General features: G+C 65.5%; 15 protein-coding genes. 5 read left to right on the forward strand and 10 right to left on the reverse strand.

Going from position 1 to position 17,048, the window contains the following annotated elements; translation table 11 throughout:
- Window positions 1-14 precede the first annotated feature (14 nt).
- A complete protein-coding gene (locus KBY97_RS02500) occupies window positions 15-611 on the forward strand; it encodes a triacylglycerol lipase (protein WP_255145109.1) in 597 nt (198 codons plus the stop codon).
- 11 nt (window positions 612-622) lie between these two features.
- On the opposite strand, the gene KBY97_RS02505 is transcribed toward KBY97_RS02500, so the two are convergent.
- The 5 genes from KBY97_RS02505 to thrS all read right to left on the reverse strand — a co-directional run bounded on the left by KBY97_RS02505 (window position 623) and on the right by thrS (window position 8,633).
- Window positions 623-2,734, reverse strand: a complete 2,112-nt coding sequence (locus tag KBY97_RS02505) for a M3 family metallopeptidase (protein ID WP_255145110.1) — start codon at window positions 2,732-2,734, stop codon at window positions 623-625.
- Between the two features lie 61 nt (window positions 2,735-2,795).
- Window positions 2,796-4,370 carry an NAD(P)H-quinone oxidoreductase subunit 4 gene (locus KBY97_RS02510; RefSeq protein WP_255145111.1) on the reverse strand — a complete coding sequence of 525 codons (1,575 nt, stop codon included), beginning with the start codon at window positions 4,368-4,370 and terminating at the stop codon, window positions 2,796-2,798.
- 165 nt (window positions 4,371-4,535) lie between these two features.
- A complete protein-coding gene (thrB, locus tag KBY97_RS02515; RefSeq protein ID WP_255145112.1) occupies window positions 4,536-5,486 on the reverse strand; it encodes a homoserine kinase in 951 nt (316 codons plus the stop codon).
- A gap of 146 nt (window positions 5,487-5,632) precedes the next feature.
- Entirely contained in the window at window positions 5,633-6,733 is a 1,101-nt protein-coding gene (locus KBY97_RS02520; RefSeq protein ID WP_255145113.1) for a glucokinase, read from the reverse strand.
- 64 nt (window positions 6,734-6,797) lie between these two features.
- The gene (thrS, locus tag KBY97_RS02525; RefSeq protein WP_255145114.1) at window positions 6,798-8,633 is read right to left on the reverse strand and encodes a threonine--tRNA ligase; all 1,836 of its coding nucleotides are present in this window, start codon (window positions 8,631-8,633) and stop codon (window positions 6,798-6,800) included.
- A gap of 192 nt (window positions 8,634-8,825) precedes the next feature.
- Here thrS and KBY97_RS02530 point away from each other — a divergent pair, with 192 nt between their 5' ends.
- The 4 genes from KBY97_RS02530 to KBY97_RS02545 all read left to right on the forward strand — a co-directional run bounded on the left by KBY97_RS02530 (window position 8,826) and on the right by KBY97_RS02545 (window position 11,832).
- Complete coding sequence (locus KBY97_RS02530; RefSeq protein ID WP_255145115.1) at window positions 8,826-9,785, forward strand: hypothetical protein; 960 nt, start codon at window positions 8,826-8,828, stop codon at window positions 9,783-9,785.
- A 118-nt stretch (window positions 9,786-9,903) separates the two neighbouring features.
- Window positions 9,904-10,326: a DUF2605 domain-containing protein gene (locus KBY97_RS02535; RefSeq protein WP_255145116.1), complete on the forward strand. Its 423-nt coding sequence runs from the start codon at window positions 9,904-9,906 to the stop codon at window positions 10,324-10,326.
- Between the two features lie 73 nt (window positions 10,327-10,399).
- A complete protein-coding gene (locus KBY97_RS02540; RefSeq protein WP_255145117.1) occupies window positions 10,400-10,858 on the forward strand; it encodes a TM2 domain-containing protein in 459 nt (152 codons plus the stop codon).
- 122 nt (window positions 10,859-10,980) lie between these two features.
- Window positions 10,981-11,832, forward strand: coding sequence for a hypothetical protein (locus tag KBY97_RS02545; protein WP_255145118.1), 852 nt, complete (start codon window positions 10,981-10,983; stop codon window positions 11,830-11,832).
- A gap of 992 nt (window positions 11,833-12,824) precedes the next feature.
- Here KBY97_RS02545 and KBY97_RS02550 read toward each other — a convergent pair.
- From KBY97_RS02550 to KBY97_RS02570, 5 genes are all read right to left on the reverse strand, one after another.
- Window positions 12,825-13,514: a hypothetical protein gene (locus KBY97_RS02550; RefSeq protein ID WP_255145119.1), complete on the reverse strand. Its 690-nt coding sequence runs from the start codon at window positions 13,512-13,514 to the stop codon at window positions 12,825-12,827.
- Window positions 13,515-13,739: 225 nt separating this feature from the next.
- Window positions 13,740-14,756: a tryptophan--tRNA ligase gene (gene trpS, locus KBY97_RS02555; RefSeq protein ID WP_255145120.1), complete on the reverse strand. Its 1,017-nt coding sequence runs from the start codon at window positions 14,754-14,756 to the stop codon at window positions 13,740-13,742.
- Window positions 14,753-15,490: a hypothetical protein gene (locus KBY97_RS02560; RefSeq protein ID WP_255145121.1), complete on the reverse strand. Its 738-nt coding sequence runs from the start codon at window positions 15,488-15,490 to the stop codon at window positions 14,753-14,755. Before KBY97_RS02560 ends, trpS begins: the two co-directional genes overlap by 4 nt.
- Before the next feature lie 12 nt (window positions 15,491-15,502).
- Window positions 15,503-16,033, reverse strand: coding sequence for a hypothetical protein (locus tag KBY97_RS02565; protein WP_255145122.1), 531 nt, complete (start codon window positions 16,031-16,033; stop codon window positions 15,503-15,505).
- Complete coding sequence (locus KBY97_RS02570) at window positions 16,026-16,976, reverse strand: cation diffusion facilitator family transporter (protein WP_255145123.1); 951 nt, start codon at window positions 16,974-16,976, stop codon at window positions 16,026-16,028. The genes KBY97_RS02565 and KBY97_RS02570 overlap by 8 nt, the downstream gene beginning before the upstream one ends.
- Between the last annotated feature and the right edge of the window lie 72 nt (window positions 16,977-17,048).

Genomic DNA, 17,048 nt, shown 5'->3' on the forward strand with positions numbered 1-17,048 from the left:
ATCAGGATGGCCCGATGACGGCGCTTCCCCCCCTTGTTCTCGTCCACGGCCTCTGGGACACCCCGCGGTTATTTGAACGGCTGACCCGCCAGCTGGCTGGCGCCCGTGATCCACTGCTGATACCCCACCTGCCCCACCGGCTCGGGGCCACCCGCATGCGGCCGCTGGCCGAGCGCCTCGGCGCAGCGATCGAGGCGGCCTTCGGCCCGGATCAGCCGATCGACCTGTTTGGCTTCTCGATGGGTGGGGTGATCGGGCGCACCTGGATCCAGCTGCAGGGTGGCCACCGGCGCACGCGGCGCTTCATCAGCGTCGGCAGCCCGCAGCAGGGCACGCTCGCCGCCCAGCCGTGGCCCTCCTGGCTGGTGGGAGGCATCGCCGAGTTGAAGCTGGGCAGCCCGCTGGTGCGCGAGCTCAACGGCGATCTCAGCGGCCTCGATCAGGTGGACTGCCAGAGCTACTACTCGCCCCGGGATCAGGTGGTGGTGCCGGCCTGGCGCGGCGTGCTGCCAGTGGGCCCTTCCACGGCGCTGCCGCCCACCCTGCACCAGCACATCCTCAGCGACCCGCGCTCGCTCGAAGCGCTGCGGCAGGCGCTGCTGGCCCCCTGAACAGGGCAGGCTCAGGCCGCCGGTACCAGGCCCGAGTGCCGGATCAGCGCCTCCGGCGAGGGCTGCCGACCGCGGAAGGCCTCGAACACCTCGGCCGGATGGCGGCTGCCCCCCAGCCCCAGCACCGTGGCGCGGAAGCGGCGCCCGGTGGCCTGGATGGCGTCCTCGTTGTCGAGGCCCACATCTTCAAACGCGCTGAAGGCATCGGCGCTGAGCACCTCAGCCCACTTGTAGGAGTAGTAGCCGGCCGCGTAGCCGCCGGCGAAGATGTGGCCGAAGGAGCAGAGCAGCGCATCTTCCGGGATCGGCGCGATCACGGTGGTGGTGGCGGCGAGCTCACGGCGCAGCGCCTCCGGGGAGCGGCCGCCCTCCGGGCTCCACTGGCTGTGCAGGCGCAGGTCGGTGAGCGCCAGGTGCACCTGGCGCAGGGTGGCGGCACCGGTCATGAAGGTGCGGGCCGCCTGCAGCTTGGCGAACTCCGCTTCGGCCAGCGGCTCGCCGCTCTGCCAGTGGCGGGCCATGCCCAGCAGGGTGGCGCGGTCGTAGCACCAGTTCTCCATGAACTGGCTGGGCAGCTCAACGGCGTCCCACTCCACGTTGTTGATGCCTGCCGCCTGGGGCCGCTCCACCGTGGTGAGCATGTGCTGCAGGCCGTGCCCGAACTCATGGAAGAGGGTCTCCACTTCCTCAAAGGTCATCAGGCTGGGGATGTCCCCCACCGGCGGGCTCTGGTTGCAGATCAGGTAGGCCACCGGCAGCACCGGCTGGCCGTCGTCCGCCACGCTGCGCACCAGGCATTCATCCATCCAGGCGCCGCCCCGCTTGCTGCCGGGCCGGCTGTAGGGGTCGAGGTAGAACGCCGCGATCGGCTCGCCGCTGCCGGCGTCATCGACGCGGAAGTAGCGCACATCGGGGTGCCACACGGGGGCGGTGCCATCGGCGGCGCTGATGCGGATGCCGAACAGCCGGTTGCAGAGCCCGAACAGCCCATCCAGCACACGCGGCAGCGGAAACCAGGGGCGCAGCGCCTCGCTGTCGAGGGCAAAGGCCTCTTGCCGGCGCACCTCCGCCCAGAAGCTCACATCCCAGGCACGCAGCTGCTCGGCTTCGGGAGCGCCGGCTTGGGCGGCGCAGGCGCGCAGCTCGGCCAGTTCCTGAACGGCCACGGGATGGGCGGCGGCGCGCAGATCCTCCAGCAGCTGCTCCACCTCCTCCACCGAGCCGGCCATCTTGGCGGCCAGGCTCACATCGGCCCAATGGGCGTAGCCCAGGCGCTGGGCCTGCTCGCGCCTCAGGGTGAGAATCCGCTCGATCAATGGCCCGTTGCCGCCCTCCTCGCCGGAGGCCCGGCTCACATGGGCTTTGTAGAGCCGCTCGCGTAGATCACGGCGCTGGCTGTATTTGAGAAACGGGGCGTAGCGGGGCATGTCGAGACCCAGCAACCAGGGGCCTGTGGCGGCGCTGGCCTCGGGATGACCGGCCTGGCGGGCCGCCTGGGCCAGCTGCCCGCGCAGGCTCTCGGGCAGCCCTTCCACCTCGGCCGCTTCGGTGAGCAGCAGGCTCCAGCTGTTGGTGGCATCGAGCAGCTGGTTGCCGAAGCGGGTGGTGAGGTCGGCCAGCTCCTGGGTGGTGGCGTTGAAGGCGGCCTGGGCGTCGCCATCGAGCCCCACGCCGCGCAGCTCCATGTCGCGCCGTTCGGCGGCAAGAATGCGCTGCTGGGTGCCATCGAGGCTGTCGCTGGCTTGCAGGCTTTCCAGTGCCCGGTAGAGCACCCGGCTCTGGCCGACGCGGCTGCCGAAGGCCACGACTGCCGCCTGCTGGCCGGCGTGGGCGGTGCGCAGCTCCGGCCCGTTGCAGACGCCGTTGAGGTGGCTCACCACCCCCCAGCTCCAGCGCAGGCGTTCGCCCAGCCGTTGCAGCGGCCCCATCACCTGCGGCCAGCTCAGCGGATCGCCAGCCTCAAGAGCTGCTGTGAGGCTGGCTTCCAGGTGGTTGAGCTGCTGATCGAGCTCAGCGAGCAGGCCGGGCATGTGCGCGGTGACCTGCTCAGGGGTGATCGCTGCGTAATCGGGCAGGCCCTCGCCGGCCAGCAGGGCCACAGGAGCTTCGAGGGTGGGGGGCATCGCCGGGGGGCTTGGGGTTGTTGTGGTCCCATTTCACCCCAGCGCTGCAGGCTGCGGCGGCTCAACCCAGGACGGGAAGCCGGCCAAGGGCCAACTGGGCGTGGGCACTGAGCTTCTCGGCCAGGGCGTTGGTGCTGGCACCGTAGAGATCGATGGCCAGGCGGGGCCAGAAGCCGATCGCCAGCGTGGGCACCAGCAGCACCAGGCCGATCACCAGTTCGCGGGGTTTCATGTCACCCACCACGGCCAGGGCCGGAATCCTGGGGCCGAAGAACACACGCCGGCTCATCGACAGCAGATACACGGGGGTCAGCACCAGGCCGACGGCGGCCAGCAGGACGGCGATCACGCGGAAGCCGATCGTGAAGCTGTCGTTGCTGGTGACACCCAGGAACACGGTGATTTCGCTGATGAAGCCGCTCATGCCTGGCAGCGCCAACGAGGCGAGCGAACTGGCCAGGAAGAAGGCGAAGGTGATCGGCAGCACCTTGGCCAGGCCGCCCATGTTGGGGATCGAGAGGGTTTTGGTGCGCTCGTAGAACACACCGGTGACAAAGAACATCGAGGCCGCGATCAGCCCGTGGCTGATCATCTGCAGCATCGCTCCGCTCAGGCCGAGGGTGTCGATCGCACCGATGCCGAGCAGCACGAAGCCCATGTGGCTCACCGAACTGCAGGCGATTCGCCGTTTCACGTTGTCCTGGCCGAAGGCGTTGAGCGCGCCGTACACGATGTTGACGATGCCCAGCACGATCAACGCCGGCGCCAGACGCAGGTGGGCGTCGGGAAGCATCTGCACGTTGAAGCGCAGCAGCGCATAGCCGCCCATCTTGAGCAGCACCCCGGCCAGCAGCATCGATACCGGCGCATTGGCTTCGCCGTGGGCGTCGGGCAACCAGGTGTGCAGGGGGAACATCGGCAACTTCACGCCGAAGCCGATCAGGAAGCCGAGGTAACAGAGCAGGGCGAAGCTGCCGCCATAGGAGCGCTCACTGAGCTCCTGCAGGTTGAGGGTGAAGCTGTCGCCGCCGAGGGCCAGGGCCAGGCCGCTGATCAGGATCAGCAAAGATGCAGTGGCCGTGTAGAGGATGAACTTGGTGGCGGCGTATTGGCGCTGTGCACCGCCCCAGATGGCGATCAACAGGTACACCGGCACCAGCTCCAGTTCCCAGGCCAGGAAGAAGAGCAGGAAATCCTGCGAGAGGAACACCAGCGATTGTGCTGAGGCCTGCAGCAGCAGCAGGCCGAAGTAGAGCTGGCATTTGCGGTTGAGGTTCCAGCTGGCGGCCACCGCCAGCAGGGTGACCAGGCCGCTGAGCACCACCAGCGGGGCGGAGAGGCCATCGGCGGCCAGCGACCATTCCAGGCCGAGGGCGGGCAGCCAGGGCACCCGCTCCACCAGCTGCAGGCTGCTGAGGCTGCTGTCGAAGCGCTGGCTGAACACCCACAGGATCAGCAGCAGGTCCACCAGCAGCACGCCGAAGGCGATGGTGCGGGGCGCACGGGGATCGGTGCCATCGCCCGGCACCAGGGGCATCAACAGGGCTCCCGCCGCCGGAATCAGGGCGATCAGCGTGAGCCAGGGAAAGTCAGCAGGGAGAGAGGACGCGGCCGTCAGGGGCAGATTGGCGTCCATTTCAGCCTGCGAGGGGAACGTTCGGTCCGCCGGTGGGGCGGTTCAACCTGGAGAATTTATCAGTTGCAAGAACGGCACTGAGTAGTTGTACTCAGAAGGCCCGCTATCGCCGCTGGCGAGAGAGGCCGCGCTCTCGGCGATGGGGATTGTGGCGAAGCCCCGGGCTCAGCTGCGGTCGGGCAGCGGCCCCCAGCGGCTGCCGCCCAATTGCAGATTCAGCACCTGAAAGCGGGAGGCCACCCCTTCCCGTTCCCAGGCCTGGGTCATGGCGCGGCCCACTGCTGGCGCCTGCTCCCGGTTGCTGAGCGCCAGCAGGGTGGGCCCGGCGCCGCTGATCACACACCCCCAGGCGCCCGCGTTCAGCGCCGCCTCACGCACCTGCCGGCCGCCCTGGATCAGGCCCCAGCGGTAGGGCTCATGCAGACGGTCGTGCATGCCATCGGCGATCAGGTCGCCATTGCCGGTGCGCAGGCCCTGCAGCAGCAGCGTGAGCGAGCCGAGGTTCACCACCGCATCGGGGATCGGCACCACCCGCGGCATGGCCCGGCGCGCCTCACTGGTGGACAGCCGGATTCCCGGGATCGCCACCACGGCTTTCACCGCCTCATGCCATTCGCAGCGCACCACGCGCCAGCGGTGTGAGGCGGCCTTGGCGGTCATGCAGAGGCCACCTAACAGGGAGGGCACCACGTTGTCGGGGTGGCCCTCGATATCGATCGCCAGCTCCAGCAGCTTCTCGCGGCTGAGCGGCTCTCCCACCAGCGCATTGGCGCCAAGCAGGCCGGCCACGATCGCCGTGGCGCTGCTGCCCAGTCCCCGCGCCGGCGGCACCGCCAGCCGCACGCGGGCTTCGAGCGCCACCGGCTCTTCGCCCGCCTCCTTCCAGACCCGCTGGGCCGAGCGGTACATGAGGTTGTCGGGGCCACCGCGCAGATGGGCGCCCTCGCTGCCCTCGATCAGCAGCTCAAAGCGCTCTCCATCCCCTTCGATGCAGGTGAGCCTGAAGTGGTTGTTGAGCTCGAGGGCGGCGCCGAGACAATCGAACCCCGGCCCCAGATTGGCGGTGGTGGCGGGAACATCCACCGCCACTCCCTGCCCGATGCGGGGCCTGACCATGCGCTGCTTCCTGTCCTACTGATCTTGATGGGTTTCAGTGTCCCATTTGCTGGTGCGCGCCGATACAAGCCAGCCGACGCCAGCCAGCCGATACAAGCCAGCCATGCCAGGGCGCCGTCGCAGGGCCGCCCGTTCCACCCCTGCCCTCAGCCCATCAAGGCGCAGGCGCGGCAGGCGGCGCTGAACAGGCCAGCCTCCGGATCCACCAACGCCCGCAGGGGGATGGTCTTCAGCACCGGCGAGAGCCGCCCCTTCGCCCCAAAGGCCGCCAGGAAGGTGGGGGAACGCAGCTGGGGGAGCAGCTTGGCGGCCGTGCCGCCGCCCACCCACAGGCCGCCGCTGCAGAGCGTCTGCAGGGCCAGATCGCCGGCGACGCTGCCGTAGGCGCCCAGCCAGAGATCAAGCGCCGCAGCGGCGAGGGCATCCCCGGCCTGGGCCGCCTGGGCCACCAGGGCCGGCAGATCCGGCCGCTCCGCCTCCCCCTGCCGTTCCGCCTCCCACCAGGCCTCGGCGGGTGCGCGCAGCTGGTGGCTGCCGCCCGGATCGCGCTCCCGCAGCATCCAGCGCGCCACATGGCCAAGCCCGGTGCCGCTCACCACCCGTTCGATCGAGACACGCTCCAGCTCCAGCTCGTTGAGCAGCCACTGGCGCAGGCGCCATTCCTGCTCCTGGCGCGGCGCAAAGGCGGCATGGGCCGCTTCGCTGGCCAAGGCGATCGGACCGTGCGGGCCGGGCACACCGATCGCCACCCCCAGGCCGGTGCCGGCCCCGAGCACGGCAACCGGCCCGTGCATGGCGCTGGCGGGGGGCGGTGGCGCTGCATTGCCCCGCAGGGGCTGTTGCTGCGCGGCCGAGAGGTGTGGCAGGCCATGGATCAGCACGGCGAAATCATTCACCAGTTCCACGGCTTCGAAATCGCAGGTTTTGGCCAGGGCGCCGGCATCGAGATGCCAGGGGAGGTTGGTGAGCTGTACCTGGCCGTTCTGCACGGGCCCCGCCACCGCGAAACAGGCCTGGTGGGGCCGGGCCCCATCGCCTTGACCACCGCCTTGGCCTCCGCCTTGGCCACCGCCGCCGCCTGCACCAGAGCCTTCCGTCAGAAAGTGGCGCACCATGGCGCTGAAATCACCCCAGGCGGCCGAGGTGTAGCGGGCCGAGCGTTGTCGCACCAGCTGGCCCTCGCGCACGGCATAGGTGGCCAGCAGGGTTTTGGTGCCGCCGATATCGCCGGCCAGCAGGGTGGGCATGGGGAAGGTGCGCCGTGGTGGGATGCTGCCAGGCCCGATGACGACGCGCCGCAGGGCTGAGGGCTCAGCCGGCCGGCAGCTCGAGGCCCGCGGCACGCACGCTGTTGGCCTGGGCGGCGGCGGCCAGCAGGGCAGGCAGGGCCACGGCGCCTAGATCGCCGTCGCGGCGGCTGCGGAGGTTGACGCTGCCTTGCTCGGCTTCCTGGGCGCCAATCACGCCGAGCAGTGGAATCTTCATCTGCTCGCCATTGCGGATCAGCTTGCCGAGCCGTTCGCCGCTGCGATCAAGCGTGGCTCTCACCCCAGCGGCGTTGAGCTGGGCCAGCACCGTCTGCGCATAGGGCAGCACCTCATCGGTGACCGGCAGCAGACGCACCTGCTCCGGGGCGAGCCAGAAGGGGAAATCACCGGCGTAGTTTTCCACCAGGATTCCGAAGAAGCGCTCCAGCGAACCGAAGATGGCGCGGTGAATCATGATCGGCCGTGCCCGCTGGCCATCGGCGGCCACGTAGTGCAGATCAAAGCGCTCAGGCAGGTTGAAATCCAGCTGAATCGTGGAGCACTGCCACAAGCGGCCGATCGCATCTTCGATCTTGATATCAATCTTGGGGCCATAGAACGCGCCACCGCCTTCATCGATCCTGTAGGCCCAGCCCTTGCGATCAAGCGCCTCCACCAAGCCGGCAGTGGCCAGCTCCCACACGGCATCTTCGCCGATCGATTTCTCGGGCCGGGTGGAGAGGTGAATCTCGTAGTTCTGGAAATCGAAGGTGGAGAGAATGGTTTCGGTGAGGTTGAGCACACCGAGGATTTCATCGCCGATCTGCTCGGGCAGGCAGAAGATGTGGGCGTCGTCCTGGGTGAAACCGCGCACGCGCATCAGGCCATGCATCACCCCCGGCCGCTCGTAGCGGTACACCGTGCCCAGCTCTGCCCAGCGGATCGGCAGCTCCTTGTAGGAGCGCAGGGTGTTGGCGTAAGTGAGCACATGGAAGGGGCAGTTCATCGGCTTGAGCTGGAACTGCCGCTCATCCACATCCATCGGGCCAAACATGCTCTCCCGGTAGAAATCCAGGTGCCCGGAGGTTTTCCAGAGGCTCAGATCGGCCACATGGGGTGTGTAGAGCAGTTCGTAGCCGGCGGCGAAGTGCGCCTGCCGCCAGAAATCCTCGATCAGCAGCCGCATGCGGGCGCCGCGCGGATGCCAGAACACCAGGCCGGCGCCGGCCTCGTCTTCGATGGAGAACAGGTTGAGGTCGATGCCGAGGCGGCGGTGATCGCGCCGCAGGGCTTCCTGCTTGCGGCGCTGGTGCTCCGCCAGCTGCTCAGGCGATTCCCAGGCGGTGCCGTAGATGCGCTGCAACTGGGCGCGCTTTTCATCGCCGCGCCAGTAGGCGCCGGCCACGCTTTCGAGCTCGAAGGCCTTGGGGTGCAGCTCGCTGGTGTTGGCCACGTGGGGCCCGGCGCAGAGATCCCACCATTCCTCGCCGAGCGTGTAAAGGGTGATCGGCTCGGTGAGGCCCGCGAGAATCTCCAGCTTGTAGGGCTCGTTCTGGGCCGAGATGCGCGCCTCCGCTTCGGCGCGGCTCACCTCGATGCGCTCCAGGGGCAAGCGGCGGCCGATGATCTTGCCCATCTCCTTCTTGATCGCCTTGAGATCGGCTTCGGTGAAGGGTTCGGGATGGTCGAAGTCGTAATAGAAGCCGGATTCGGTCCAGGGGCCGATCGTGACCTGCGCCTTGGGAAAGAGCTTCTGCACCGCCATGGCCAGCACGTGGCTCATCGAATGGCGAATCTTGAGCAGCTGGGGGCTTTCGCTCGTTTTGGGCAGCAGCACGGGGGTGGTGACCGTTTCCCCAGAGCGGCTGGCGGGCTCGGCGGCAGGGGAAGCGGCAGGCACGGCAGCAGGCGAATGGCACCCGATCCTAAGCAACGGCTACGGAGTTGCCCTCTGGGCGGGTGGGCTGGTGCGGCCGAAGCCAGCCTGGCCGGAGGCTTTGCCGATGGGCCGGCAAAAATGATGCTAGCCTGAGAAAACCATGAAACTCTCTGAGAGATGCTGGTGCCTTGCCTTAAGCCTTGGCTAGCGCCTTTGGTGGTCGGCGTCGTCATCGGCGCATCACCGGCCCAAGCCAATCAATATCTCTACGGCGTGAGTGTGAGCAATCGGCTGTACTCCATCAACATCACAACCCAGAAAGAGCAACAGTTTTCCTTGTTCGTAGATCCCACAGCCAAGTTGGCGAACGGGGTTGCTGTGGACCCCAACAGGTTCAACCTGTTTGTGATGGATGGGAACAACAATCTCCGCATCTGGAGAGACGGGACAGACACCTTGGACATTGCTGCCACGCCCAAGCAGATGGGTCTTGATGACAACAGCTTTAGCGGCGCCAACTCCAATGCCCAGAGTGCAGCCTTCTTTGACGACGCTTATTGGTTTTTCCCAAGAAACTCCAATGTTCTGAATCGGATCAACCTTGATGACAATGGCAAGTTCATATCCAGGCTCACTTATCAGTTCCAAGGCGTTCCAGATGGGGCGGGTAACCAGTTGTTTGGTGATATTGCCATCAACCCACTGGATGGTCGCCTCTATGCTGCCACGTCGATCCTCAACAGCAAAGATATCACCCGTAGCACCGGAAACTTCTATTCCTTGAATCTCAGCAAACTCCCTGCTGAAGATTCAACTTTCGAACGTAAAGATCCGCGCTACACCGCAATCTGCAGCAGGTGCGTTCCTGGCAATCTCCAGCTGGGCTACGACGCAGACAAGAAAGTGCTGTATGGCGTGTCCAACATCACCGATAAGTGGTACACCGTTAACACAGCCCTTGCCAAGAACTCCAGTCCTGCCACGCATGTACCTGGTTGGACCTCATCCCTTGATTTCTTCGATCTTTCCGACGTTGCCCTGACGCGTGAGATCAGCACGAGTGCTCCTCTCCCCGTCCCGGGGCCCCTGCCGCTGCTGGGCGCGGCAGCGGCTTTTGGCTGGGGCCGAAAACTCAGGCGAAGGATTGTGGCCAGCCAATCGCAAGCTGGCTGACGCCACGCCGATCTGGTGCATTTTTCGCATTTTCCCGCCTTTCCGCTTCAGTTCTCCGAAAGCCCGCCACCTGCCCATTAGGGGTGTCGTTCCTAGGATGGATCGGTGTTGGAGCGAGATGATTCCCGACTCTCCCTCGCCGTTTTCGCAGCCTGCGGGTGCCGGCCCTCTGCTGAACCAGGTGCTGGATTCTCTGCTGGATGATTTCCAGCATTGGTTCGAGCGAGGGCTTGATCTGGTGGCCCATTGCCCAGAGTCGGTGATGCCGCTTGCTGAGCAGCAGCAGCTGCGCGACACCCTCACGAGCTCCTTGCAGGAACTGCGGGCGGCACGCGCCCTGCGTGGCGCCATGAGCGAAACCCTGGCGCTCGACATGCAGGCGATGGCCCCTTGGCATCGGCGGGTGATGCAGGTGTGGGGCCTGTCGGCCGCCCTGCGCGAGGCGGGGGTGCCGTTGCCGCCGGATCGCCAGAAGCCGGCCCTGTTCCCGCCACCGGCTCCGCCACCTTCACCGCCACCGTCGCCACCGTCGGCCGCTTGACGCCAGCGCGGCCGGGGCCCAGCCACGGCCTCGATAGCATCAAGTTCCGCTGCGAGCACCGCTGAGTTTGGGCATGGCGAGCACCTCGATCGAGCGGCGCCACGTGGCCCTCGGCTACCTCTTCTGGGTGTGCGGCCTGGTAGGCCTGTGCGGTCTGCATCGCTTCTACGCCCGCAAGCCAGTGAGCGGCACGTTGTGGCTGCTCACTTTTGGCTTTTGCGGCATTGGTCAATTGATCGATGGCTTGCTGATCAGCTCCATGATCGAGCAGGCCAACCAACCGCTGGCGCTACAGGAAGCTCTCGCGATGGCCGAGGCCAACCGCCCCGATCCACTGGCGCGCCAGCTGCTGCTGCTGGCTCGCTCCTCGGGCTCCAGCGGTTTCACCCTCAATGACGCGATTCTCACGGTGCAGCTGCCGGCCAACGTCGACCGTGAGGCTGTGAGGGCTGAGATCGAAGTGCTGCTCAATGAGCAGCTGCTGGATGTGGGCAACGACGAGCGCGGCCGCGTGGTGTATCGAGAACCGTAAAGGCGGGTCTCTAGGCTCCCTGATGGTTTTATGGCATGATGTGAGCGCAATGCGAATATGCGAAAATCGTGGGCAAAACGAGGCTCCTCTTTGCTTGCGCTGTATCCGTTGCTGCAGCGCTTGTGCCTCAAGCCGCGAAGGCAGATTTTATCTACGGCATCGCAGACGATAACAATATTTATCAAGTGGATACAAACGCTGAAACCAGCACGAGCGTTTTCAACGCTGTCCCTTTTCTCGGGGACCCAGGGGCGTCGACCCGGGCTAACGCGTTTGCTTATGATGCCGGCAGGAAACAATTCTGGTTCCTTGATTCCGGCAACAACCTCAGGTTCTGGAATGGGACAGCTACCAGCACTCTTCCCACCATCGTAGCCGGCTCCATTGTGCAATCTTCAGGAGCTCAACCAGCGAGCGCTGCATTCTTCAATAACTCCTTTTGGTATTTCTCGGAGAGTGTTAATACCTTAAATCGAATCACACTTACTTATGATGTTAATAATAATCCAGAATTCGGTGCAAAGACATCCTTCACAGTTAATTCTCCTGAAACACCTATACCGAATAGTGATTACGCCTTCGGCGACATCGCGATTAATTCCGCCGGCATTTTATTCGGTGCGACAGTCAACGGTCGTTTCTTTAGGGTTGATCTAACTGATCTTTCTGAGCCAACATTAACGGCCACCTCTTTGCTCGCCCCTGGTACCAATCCAAGCCTGCAGATTTCGTTTAGCTCAGATTTCATGAAGCTCTACGGCCAGAGCTTTAACACAGGTCAATGGTACGAGTTAAATACGGGTACGGGTGTAGCCACGCTGACCACTGGTTTCCTGCAGTTACCAGGCCTGCGTGATCTTGGTGGAGCAGGTGCCGTGCCAATTCCTGGCCCACTGCCTTTGGCGGGTGCAGCTGCGGCTTTTGCATGGTCACGTCGTTTGCGGCGTAGGGTCAGCCAAACCAATCGGCGCTGAATTCGATATGGTGTGTCTGAGCGAGTGATCTGATCAGGGCTTCCTCAAGTCATTCGGGTACTCTCTCGAGCCGTTCGGATACTATGTAATCAATGGTTTACTTTTTGATCACTACGCGATCACCAACTTAAAGTCAGTTCTGTTTTATAACCACTAGTTGATTGTTGTCTGATTCGGTGAAATTTGAAGCCCCTGTATTTATCAGAATCATGCACACGAGTTCCATGATGGTTTTCAGTGCATCTACCAGCAACTTGTATTGAATCAACTGTTCTGATGAACGGTGGTTATCGCACCTGACGCTCCAAGCGTGCTGCATCGAATGGCACTGAGCTTCGCTAATCCCCTGATGCCAATAGCGGTTGTAAAGGAAACGCCAAGCAGCTTCTGGCATCAGTATGCACACTTCTCAATCCTGGCACCAACCCCAGCCTGCAGCTTTCCTTCAGCGCAGATTTCACCAAGCTCTATGGCCAGAATTTCGTAGGCGGCCAGTGGTACACCATCGACACAGACACGGGCATAGCCACAGTGATCCCCGGTTTCCTCGAGCCGATCGTGGGCACCACTGCCCTCCGAGATCTAGGCGGTGCAAGAGCGTTGCCGATCCCCGGCCCCCTGCCTGTTCCTGGCCCATTGCCGCTCGCGGGTGCCGTGATGGGCTTCGCCTGGTCGCGCCGGCTGCGGCGCAGGATCCGGTCCGGTGATTCTCGCTGAATCCCACAGCAGGGCGGTGGACAAAGGCGCCCACGTTGTGTGCACGTGATGTGGCGCCGGTGCGGGATGTGTTAATCGTGCGGATGGATCAATGCCCTACTCCACGCCCATCAAACTTGCCACATGCTAAAAAAACCTCCCGGCAAAGGGAGGAGAAGAAAGAAAGCCAGAAAGTGCTTCCCTGAACAACCACAAGCGTGGCGATGAGTTGATTGATGTTTGTTTGCTGAGCCCGTAAGCCGGCAGGTGTAAGCCCGCCGGCAGTCTTTCTGATCTCAGACCGAAACCGACGCCTTCGAGGCCTTGATGCGGCGACGCAGGGAACGGCTCCAGGCGAAGGCAGCACCAGCGCCGGCCAGGGGCAGGGGGCCAGGCACGCTGTAGTAACCGCCGACTGTGGAGCCTGGTGAAGGAATGCCGTCGGGGCCCACACCAAAACTGATGATGGTGTTGGTGCTGTCGGTGGCGCCGGTGAGGGTGCCTTCAATGATGAAGCTGGTGACCTCTGTCAGGCCGATCAGATCAGGTGAGGCCTTGCCGCTGCCGAAGCCGCCGAAGGCTTCACCGAAAGAGAAGGCCACTTCTCGGTAAGCACCCAAGGGCCCGGCCGGAGTGCTGGCGAGGTAATTGACGGTGGGGAAATCACCGGAAGGCGCTGAACCGAACGGATTGTCTGGACCGGTGCCGATCATCATGGTGTCCTCTCCGCCCCAGATCGCGATCGGTGACATCATGAAAGGGAACCCTCCCGCAATGCCGGTGACCCGGGCCAGCACGTTCGAAAACGTCAGGCCAGCGCCGGTGCCTTTGACGATGCCCACACCGAAGTTGGTGGCGTTAAATTCTTCGTTGCCAAGATCGGCGAAAAACGACGTGACGTCGATCGAGAAGCTTTCGCCTACGGCGAGGGTGCCGCAGTTAGCGCCGGCGCCGGTTTCAATGCCTCCAAACGTGTTGTTGCCCACACAGGCTGCTTGTGCGGGTGCAAAGGCAAAAATAGCAGGGGCGGTAGCGGCAACAGCCAACCCCTTCAGGAGCGAGGTGCGCAGGGAGGACATACGAGACGATTAACGTTCCGACGGCACAGTAGGCGAAGCTGCAACCAGATGCAACCGAAGTCATCATGCGGTCATGGGCCTTCAGTGGTGCTGGATACCTCTGCGCATGCCGACCCGTTCAGCCGCCCCTGATCAGCCCGCCGGCAGAAAGCCAAGGGCCGCCTTCACGCGCCCCAATGTGGCAGTGGCCACCGCTGCCGCCCGCTCCCTGCCCTCGCGCAGCACCTGGCTCAGGTAGGCCTCGTCGCCTCGGATCTCGGCATAACGCGCCTGCAGCGGCTGGAGGGCGGCCACGGCGGCTTCCGCCAGCAACGGCTTGAACTGGCCCCAGCCCATGGCGGCGCACTCGGCGGCAGCGCTGGCGCGCGATGTGCCGCTGAGCAGGGCGTAGAGCCCCAGCAGGTTGTCGGCTTCGGGGCGCTCGGGGTTGCCGAATTCCAGGCCCAGCACCGGATCGGTCTTGGCGCGCTTGATCTTCTTGGTGATCAGCTCCGGCGGATCGAGCAGGTGCAGGCGCGAGCCCTCATTCGGCTCGCTCTTGCTCATCTTGCTGCGGCCGTCGATCAGGCTCATCACCCGGGCGCCCTCCGCCAGGATCAGGGGCTCGGGCACCTTCAGCAGCGGCTGGTCTTCCGGCGCGAAGCGGGCATTGATGCGCTGCTGGGCGATGTCGCGGGCGAGTTCCAGATGCTGCTTCTGGTCTTCGCCCACCGGCACCAGATCGGCGTCATACAGAAGGATGTCGGCCGCCATCAGCACGGGGTAATCGAGCAGCCCCACCGACACGTTGTCGCCCTGTTTGCGCGCCTTCTCCTTGAACTGGATCATGCGCTCCAGCCAGTTGAGCGGCGTGACGCAGTTCAGCAGCCAGGTGAGCTCGCTGTGGGCCGGCACCTGGCTTTGCACGAACACCGTGGACCGCTGCGGATCGATGCCGCAGGCCAGATAGAGGGCGGCGGTGCGGCGCGTGGCCTCCGCCAGCAGGGCGGGATAGTGCGGCACCGTGATCGCGTGCAGATCCACCACACAGAAAAAGGTGTCGTGGCTGTCCTGCAGCTGCACCCAGTTGCGGATCGCCCCCAGCCAGTTGCCCAGGTGCAGGGATCCGGTGGGTTGCACGCCCGAGAGCACGCGCGGCCGGACCGTCACGGTTGCGTCTCGGTGTCGGGGGCTGGCGTGGTGTCATTCATGGCGTCGCCAGCCGGGGTGGGTTCCTCAGCGGCCTCGCTGGGTTGGGCCACCGGCTCGGGCTCGCGCACCAGCTCCGGCCGGCTCGGGCGGGCGAAGGGATCGGGCCGGCTGATCACGCGGCGCTCGCCACGGCCCTCGGAACGCCCTTCCGAACGCCCCTCACCAGCACCATCACGCCGGCCGCGCCGGATCGCGTTGCCTTCACCGGAGCGGCCGCCTTCCGAACGGCCCCCTTCTGAGCGGCCGCCTTCGGGGCGGCTGCGTTCGGGCCGGCTGCCCGCCTGCGCGCGCATCTCGGCCACCAAGGCATCGAGGGCCCCTTGCTCCAGCAGCTGGGCCACGGTGCGGATCGAGAAGCCGAGCGCCGCGATCGTGGAGCGCAGCTGGAACGCTTCCTGAACCACCTTGGCGGCCCGTTGCTCGTTCTCGCTCAGGCGGATGCGCAGGCCGCCGCTGTCGCGGTTGGTGCCGGCTTCCCGCCCACCACCCGGCGGGCGACCGCCGCCCCGGCGTTGGCCCTGTTGCTCTGCTTCACCAGGCTGCTGGTCTGCGTCGGTGGGCGTCAGGTCAGCGGCCACGAACTCTGTTGGCAGAGATTCCGTGGGCAACGGTGCTGTCGTCACCGAGTCGCTGGTCACAGAGTCGGTGGGCATCGCGTCTGTGGGCACCGATGCGTTCTCCAGGTCGGCCATGGCCGCAAGCCTTCAATCAGGGGGCAAGTGTGCCGCATCAAGGGCTCCAGACTCCACCAGCCAGTGGATGCGGTGCGTTTCCTGGCTGCCGTGCCGGCCCAGCACCACCAGCGGCAACGGTCGTTCCCGGCTGGCCGCGAACCGCTCGCGGTAGGTGCGCAGGAAGGCCAGGTAGGCGCCCAAGGTCCAGCCGTGATGGGGCCCTTCCAGGGCCTGCCAGTGGCGGCGCAGGGCGAGCTGGCAGGCCGCCGGCCCGAACTCCTCCCAGCAGCGGGCCTGGGCGGCGCCCTCGCTGAAGCCCTGCTGGCGCAGCTCGCGGAAGCGCACCAGTTCCGGGGCCTCGGCCGTGCTGTCGGGCGGCAGCAGCCGGGCCAACTGCTCCACCGGCGTGGCCCGCAGCCGCAGCCAGCAGCGCTCCAGCAGCAGCACCGGCACGCCCCCGTGCCAGCGGGCCTGGCCCTGCTGCTCGGCCAGCAGCTGCTGCACGCGCGCCTGCTGGCGTGGCGTGAGCCGTGCGATCAGCTCACGGTTGCGTTCAGCCATGGGCTCCGCGAAAGGTGATCTCCGAACGCGCATATTCGCGCGGTTCCAGGTGGATCGTGCAGCGCACCGGCCCGAACCTCTCCTCCAGCCGTACCTCCACCCATTCGGTGATGCGGTGGGCGCTGGGCAGGTCGTCGGCGTCCACCACCATGTGCATGTCGATGAACACCTGCTGGCCAAGCACGCCGCGGCTGGCGATGTCATGGCAGTTCAACACCCCTGGCACCGCCATCGCCACGCTGTGGATGGCTTCGGGCGCGATGGCGATGTGATCGACCAACCAGGGCAGGTTGGTGCGCACCACCTGCCAGCAGGAGCGCACCAGCAGCAGGGCCAGGGGTGCCGCCACGGCCACATCGAGCCAGTTGAGCCCGAAGGCTTTGGCGCCGGCCAGCCCGGCGAGCACCATCAAGGTGGTCCAGATGTCACTGGTGGTGTGGTGGGCATCCGCCAGCAGCAGGGCGCTCCCGAGCCGGCGCCCCTGCCGCCGTTCGTAGGCGGCCAGCAGGATGTTGCCCAGCAGCGACACCACCAGCAGCACGAAAGCGCCGGTCTCGATCCGCAGCGGTTCGAGCCCGGACAGCAGCCGCTCCACCGCCGACTGCAGAATCTCGATGCAGGCGAACAGGATGAAGGCCGCGATCGCCAGGGCGCCGATGCCTTGATACTTGTGGTGGCCGTAGGGGTGGTCGCGGTCGGGGAGCGGATCGGAAAGGCTGTTGGTGATCACCCCCAGCAGGCTGGAGAGCCCATCGGTGGCGCTGTGCATCGCATCGGCCAGCACCGCCAGCGAACCACTCCAGAGCCCTACGAACAGTTTCAGAAAGCTCATCGCCACGTTCACGCTCAAGGCGATCAGCAGCACCGTGTTCACGGCTTCACGGTTGTCTGTCAGCCCGTGGTGGGTGCCAACGCCTGCGTCGGGACGGTTCCGCTCAGACATTGTCGGAGAGGCCCCCGGGCCTGGCTCGGTTGCCCCCAACCTATTGAGCCCCTGGGCAGGAGCGGGTAGCTG

It is taken from the genome of Synechococcus sp. ATX 2A4 (assembly GCF_024346375.1).
Taxonomy (GTDB): Bacteria; Cyanobacteriota; Cyanobacteriia; order PCC-6307; family Cyanobiaceae; genus MW101C3.

Bases quoted from the DNA above. Each gene is read 5' to 3' on its own strand.
- KBY97_RS02500 (WP_255145109.1), top strand. From the start codon at position 15: ATGACGGCGCTTCCCCCCCTTGTTCTCGTCCACGGCCTCTGGGACACC.
- KBY97_RS02505 (WP_255145110.1), bottom strand. From the start codon at position 2,734: ATGCCCCCCACCCTCGAAGCTCCTGTGGCCCTGCTGGCCGGCGAGGGC.
- KBY97_RS02510 (WP_255145111.1), bottom strand. From the start codon at position 4,370: ATGGACGCCAATCTGCCCCTGACGGCCGCGTCCTCTCTCCCTGCTGAC.
- thrB (WP_255145112.1), bottom strand. From the start codon at position 5,486: ATGGTCAGGCCCCGCATCGGGCAGGGAGTGGCGGTGGATGTTCCCGCC.
- KBY97_RS02520 (WP_255145113.1), bottom strand. From the start codon at position 6,733: ATGCCCACCCTGCTGGCCGGCGATATCGGCGGCACCAAAACCCTGCTG.
- KBY97_RS02535 (WP_255145116.1), top strand. From the start codon at position 9,904: ATGATTCCCGACTCTCCCTCGCCGTTTTCGCAGCCTGCGGGTGCCGGC.
- KBY97_RS02540 (WP_255145117.1), top strand. From the start codon at position 10,400: ATGGCGAGCACCTCGATCGAGCGGCGCCACGTGGCCCTCGGCTACCTC.
- KBY97_RS02560 (WP_255145121.1), bottom strand. From the start codon at position 15,490: ATGGCCGACCTGGAGAACGCATCGGTGCCCACAGACGCGATGCCCACC.
- KBY97_RS02565 (WP_255145122.1), bottom strand. From the start codon at position 16,033: ATGGCTGAACGCAACCGTGAGCTGATCGCACGGCTCACGCCACGCCAG.
- KBY97_RS02570 (WP_255145123.1), bottom strand. From the start codon at position 16,976: ATGTCTGAGCGGAACCGTCCCGACGCAGGCGTTGGCACCCACCACGGG.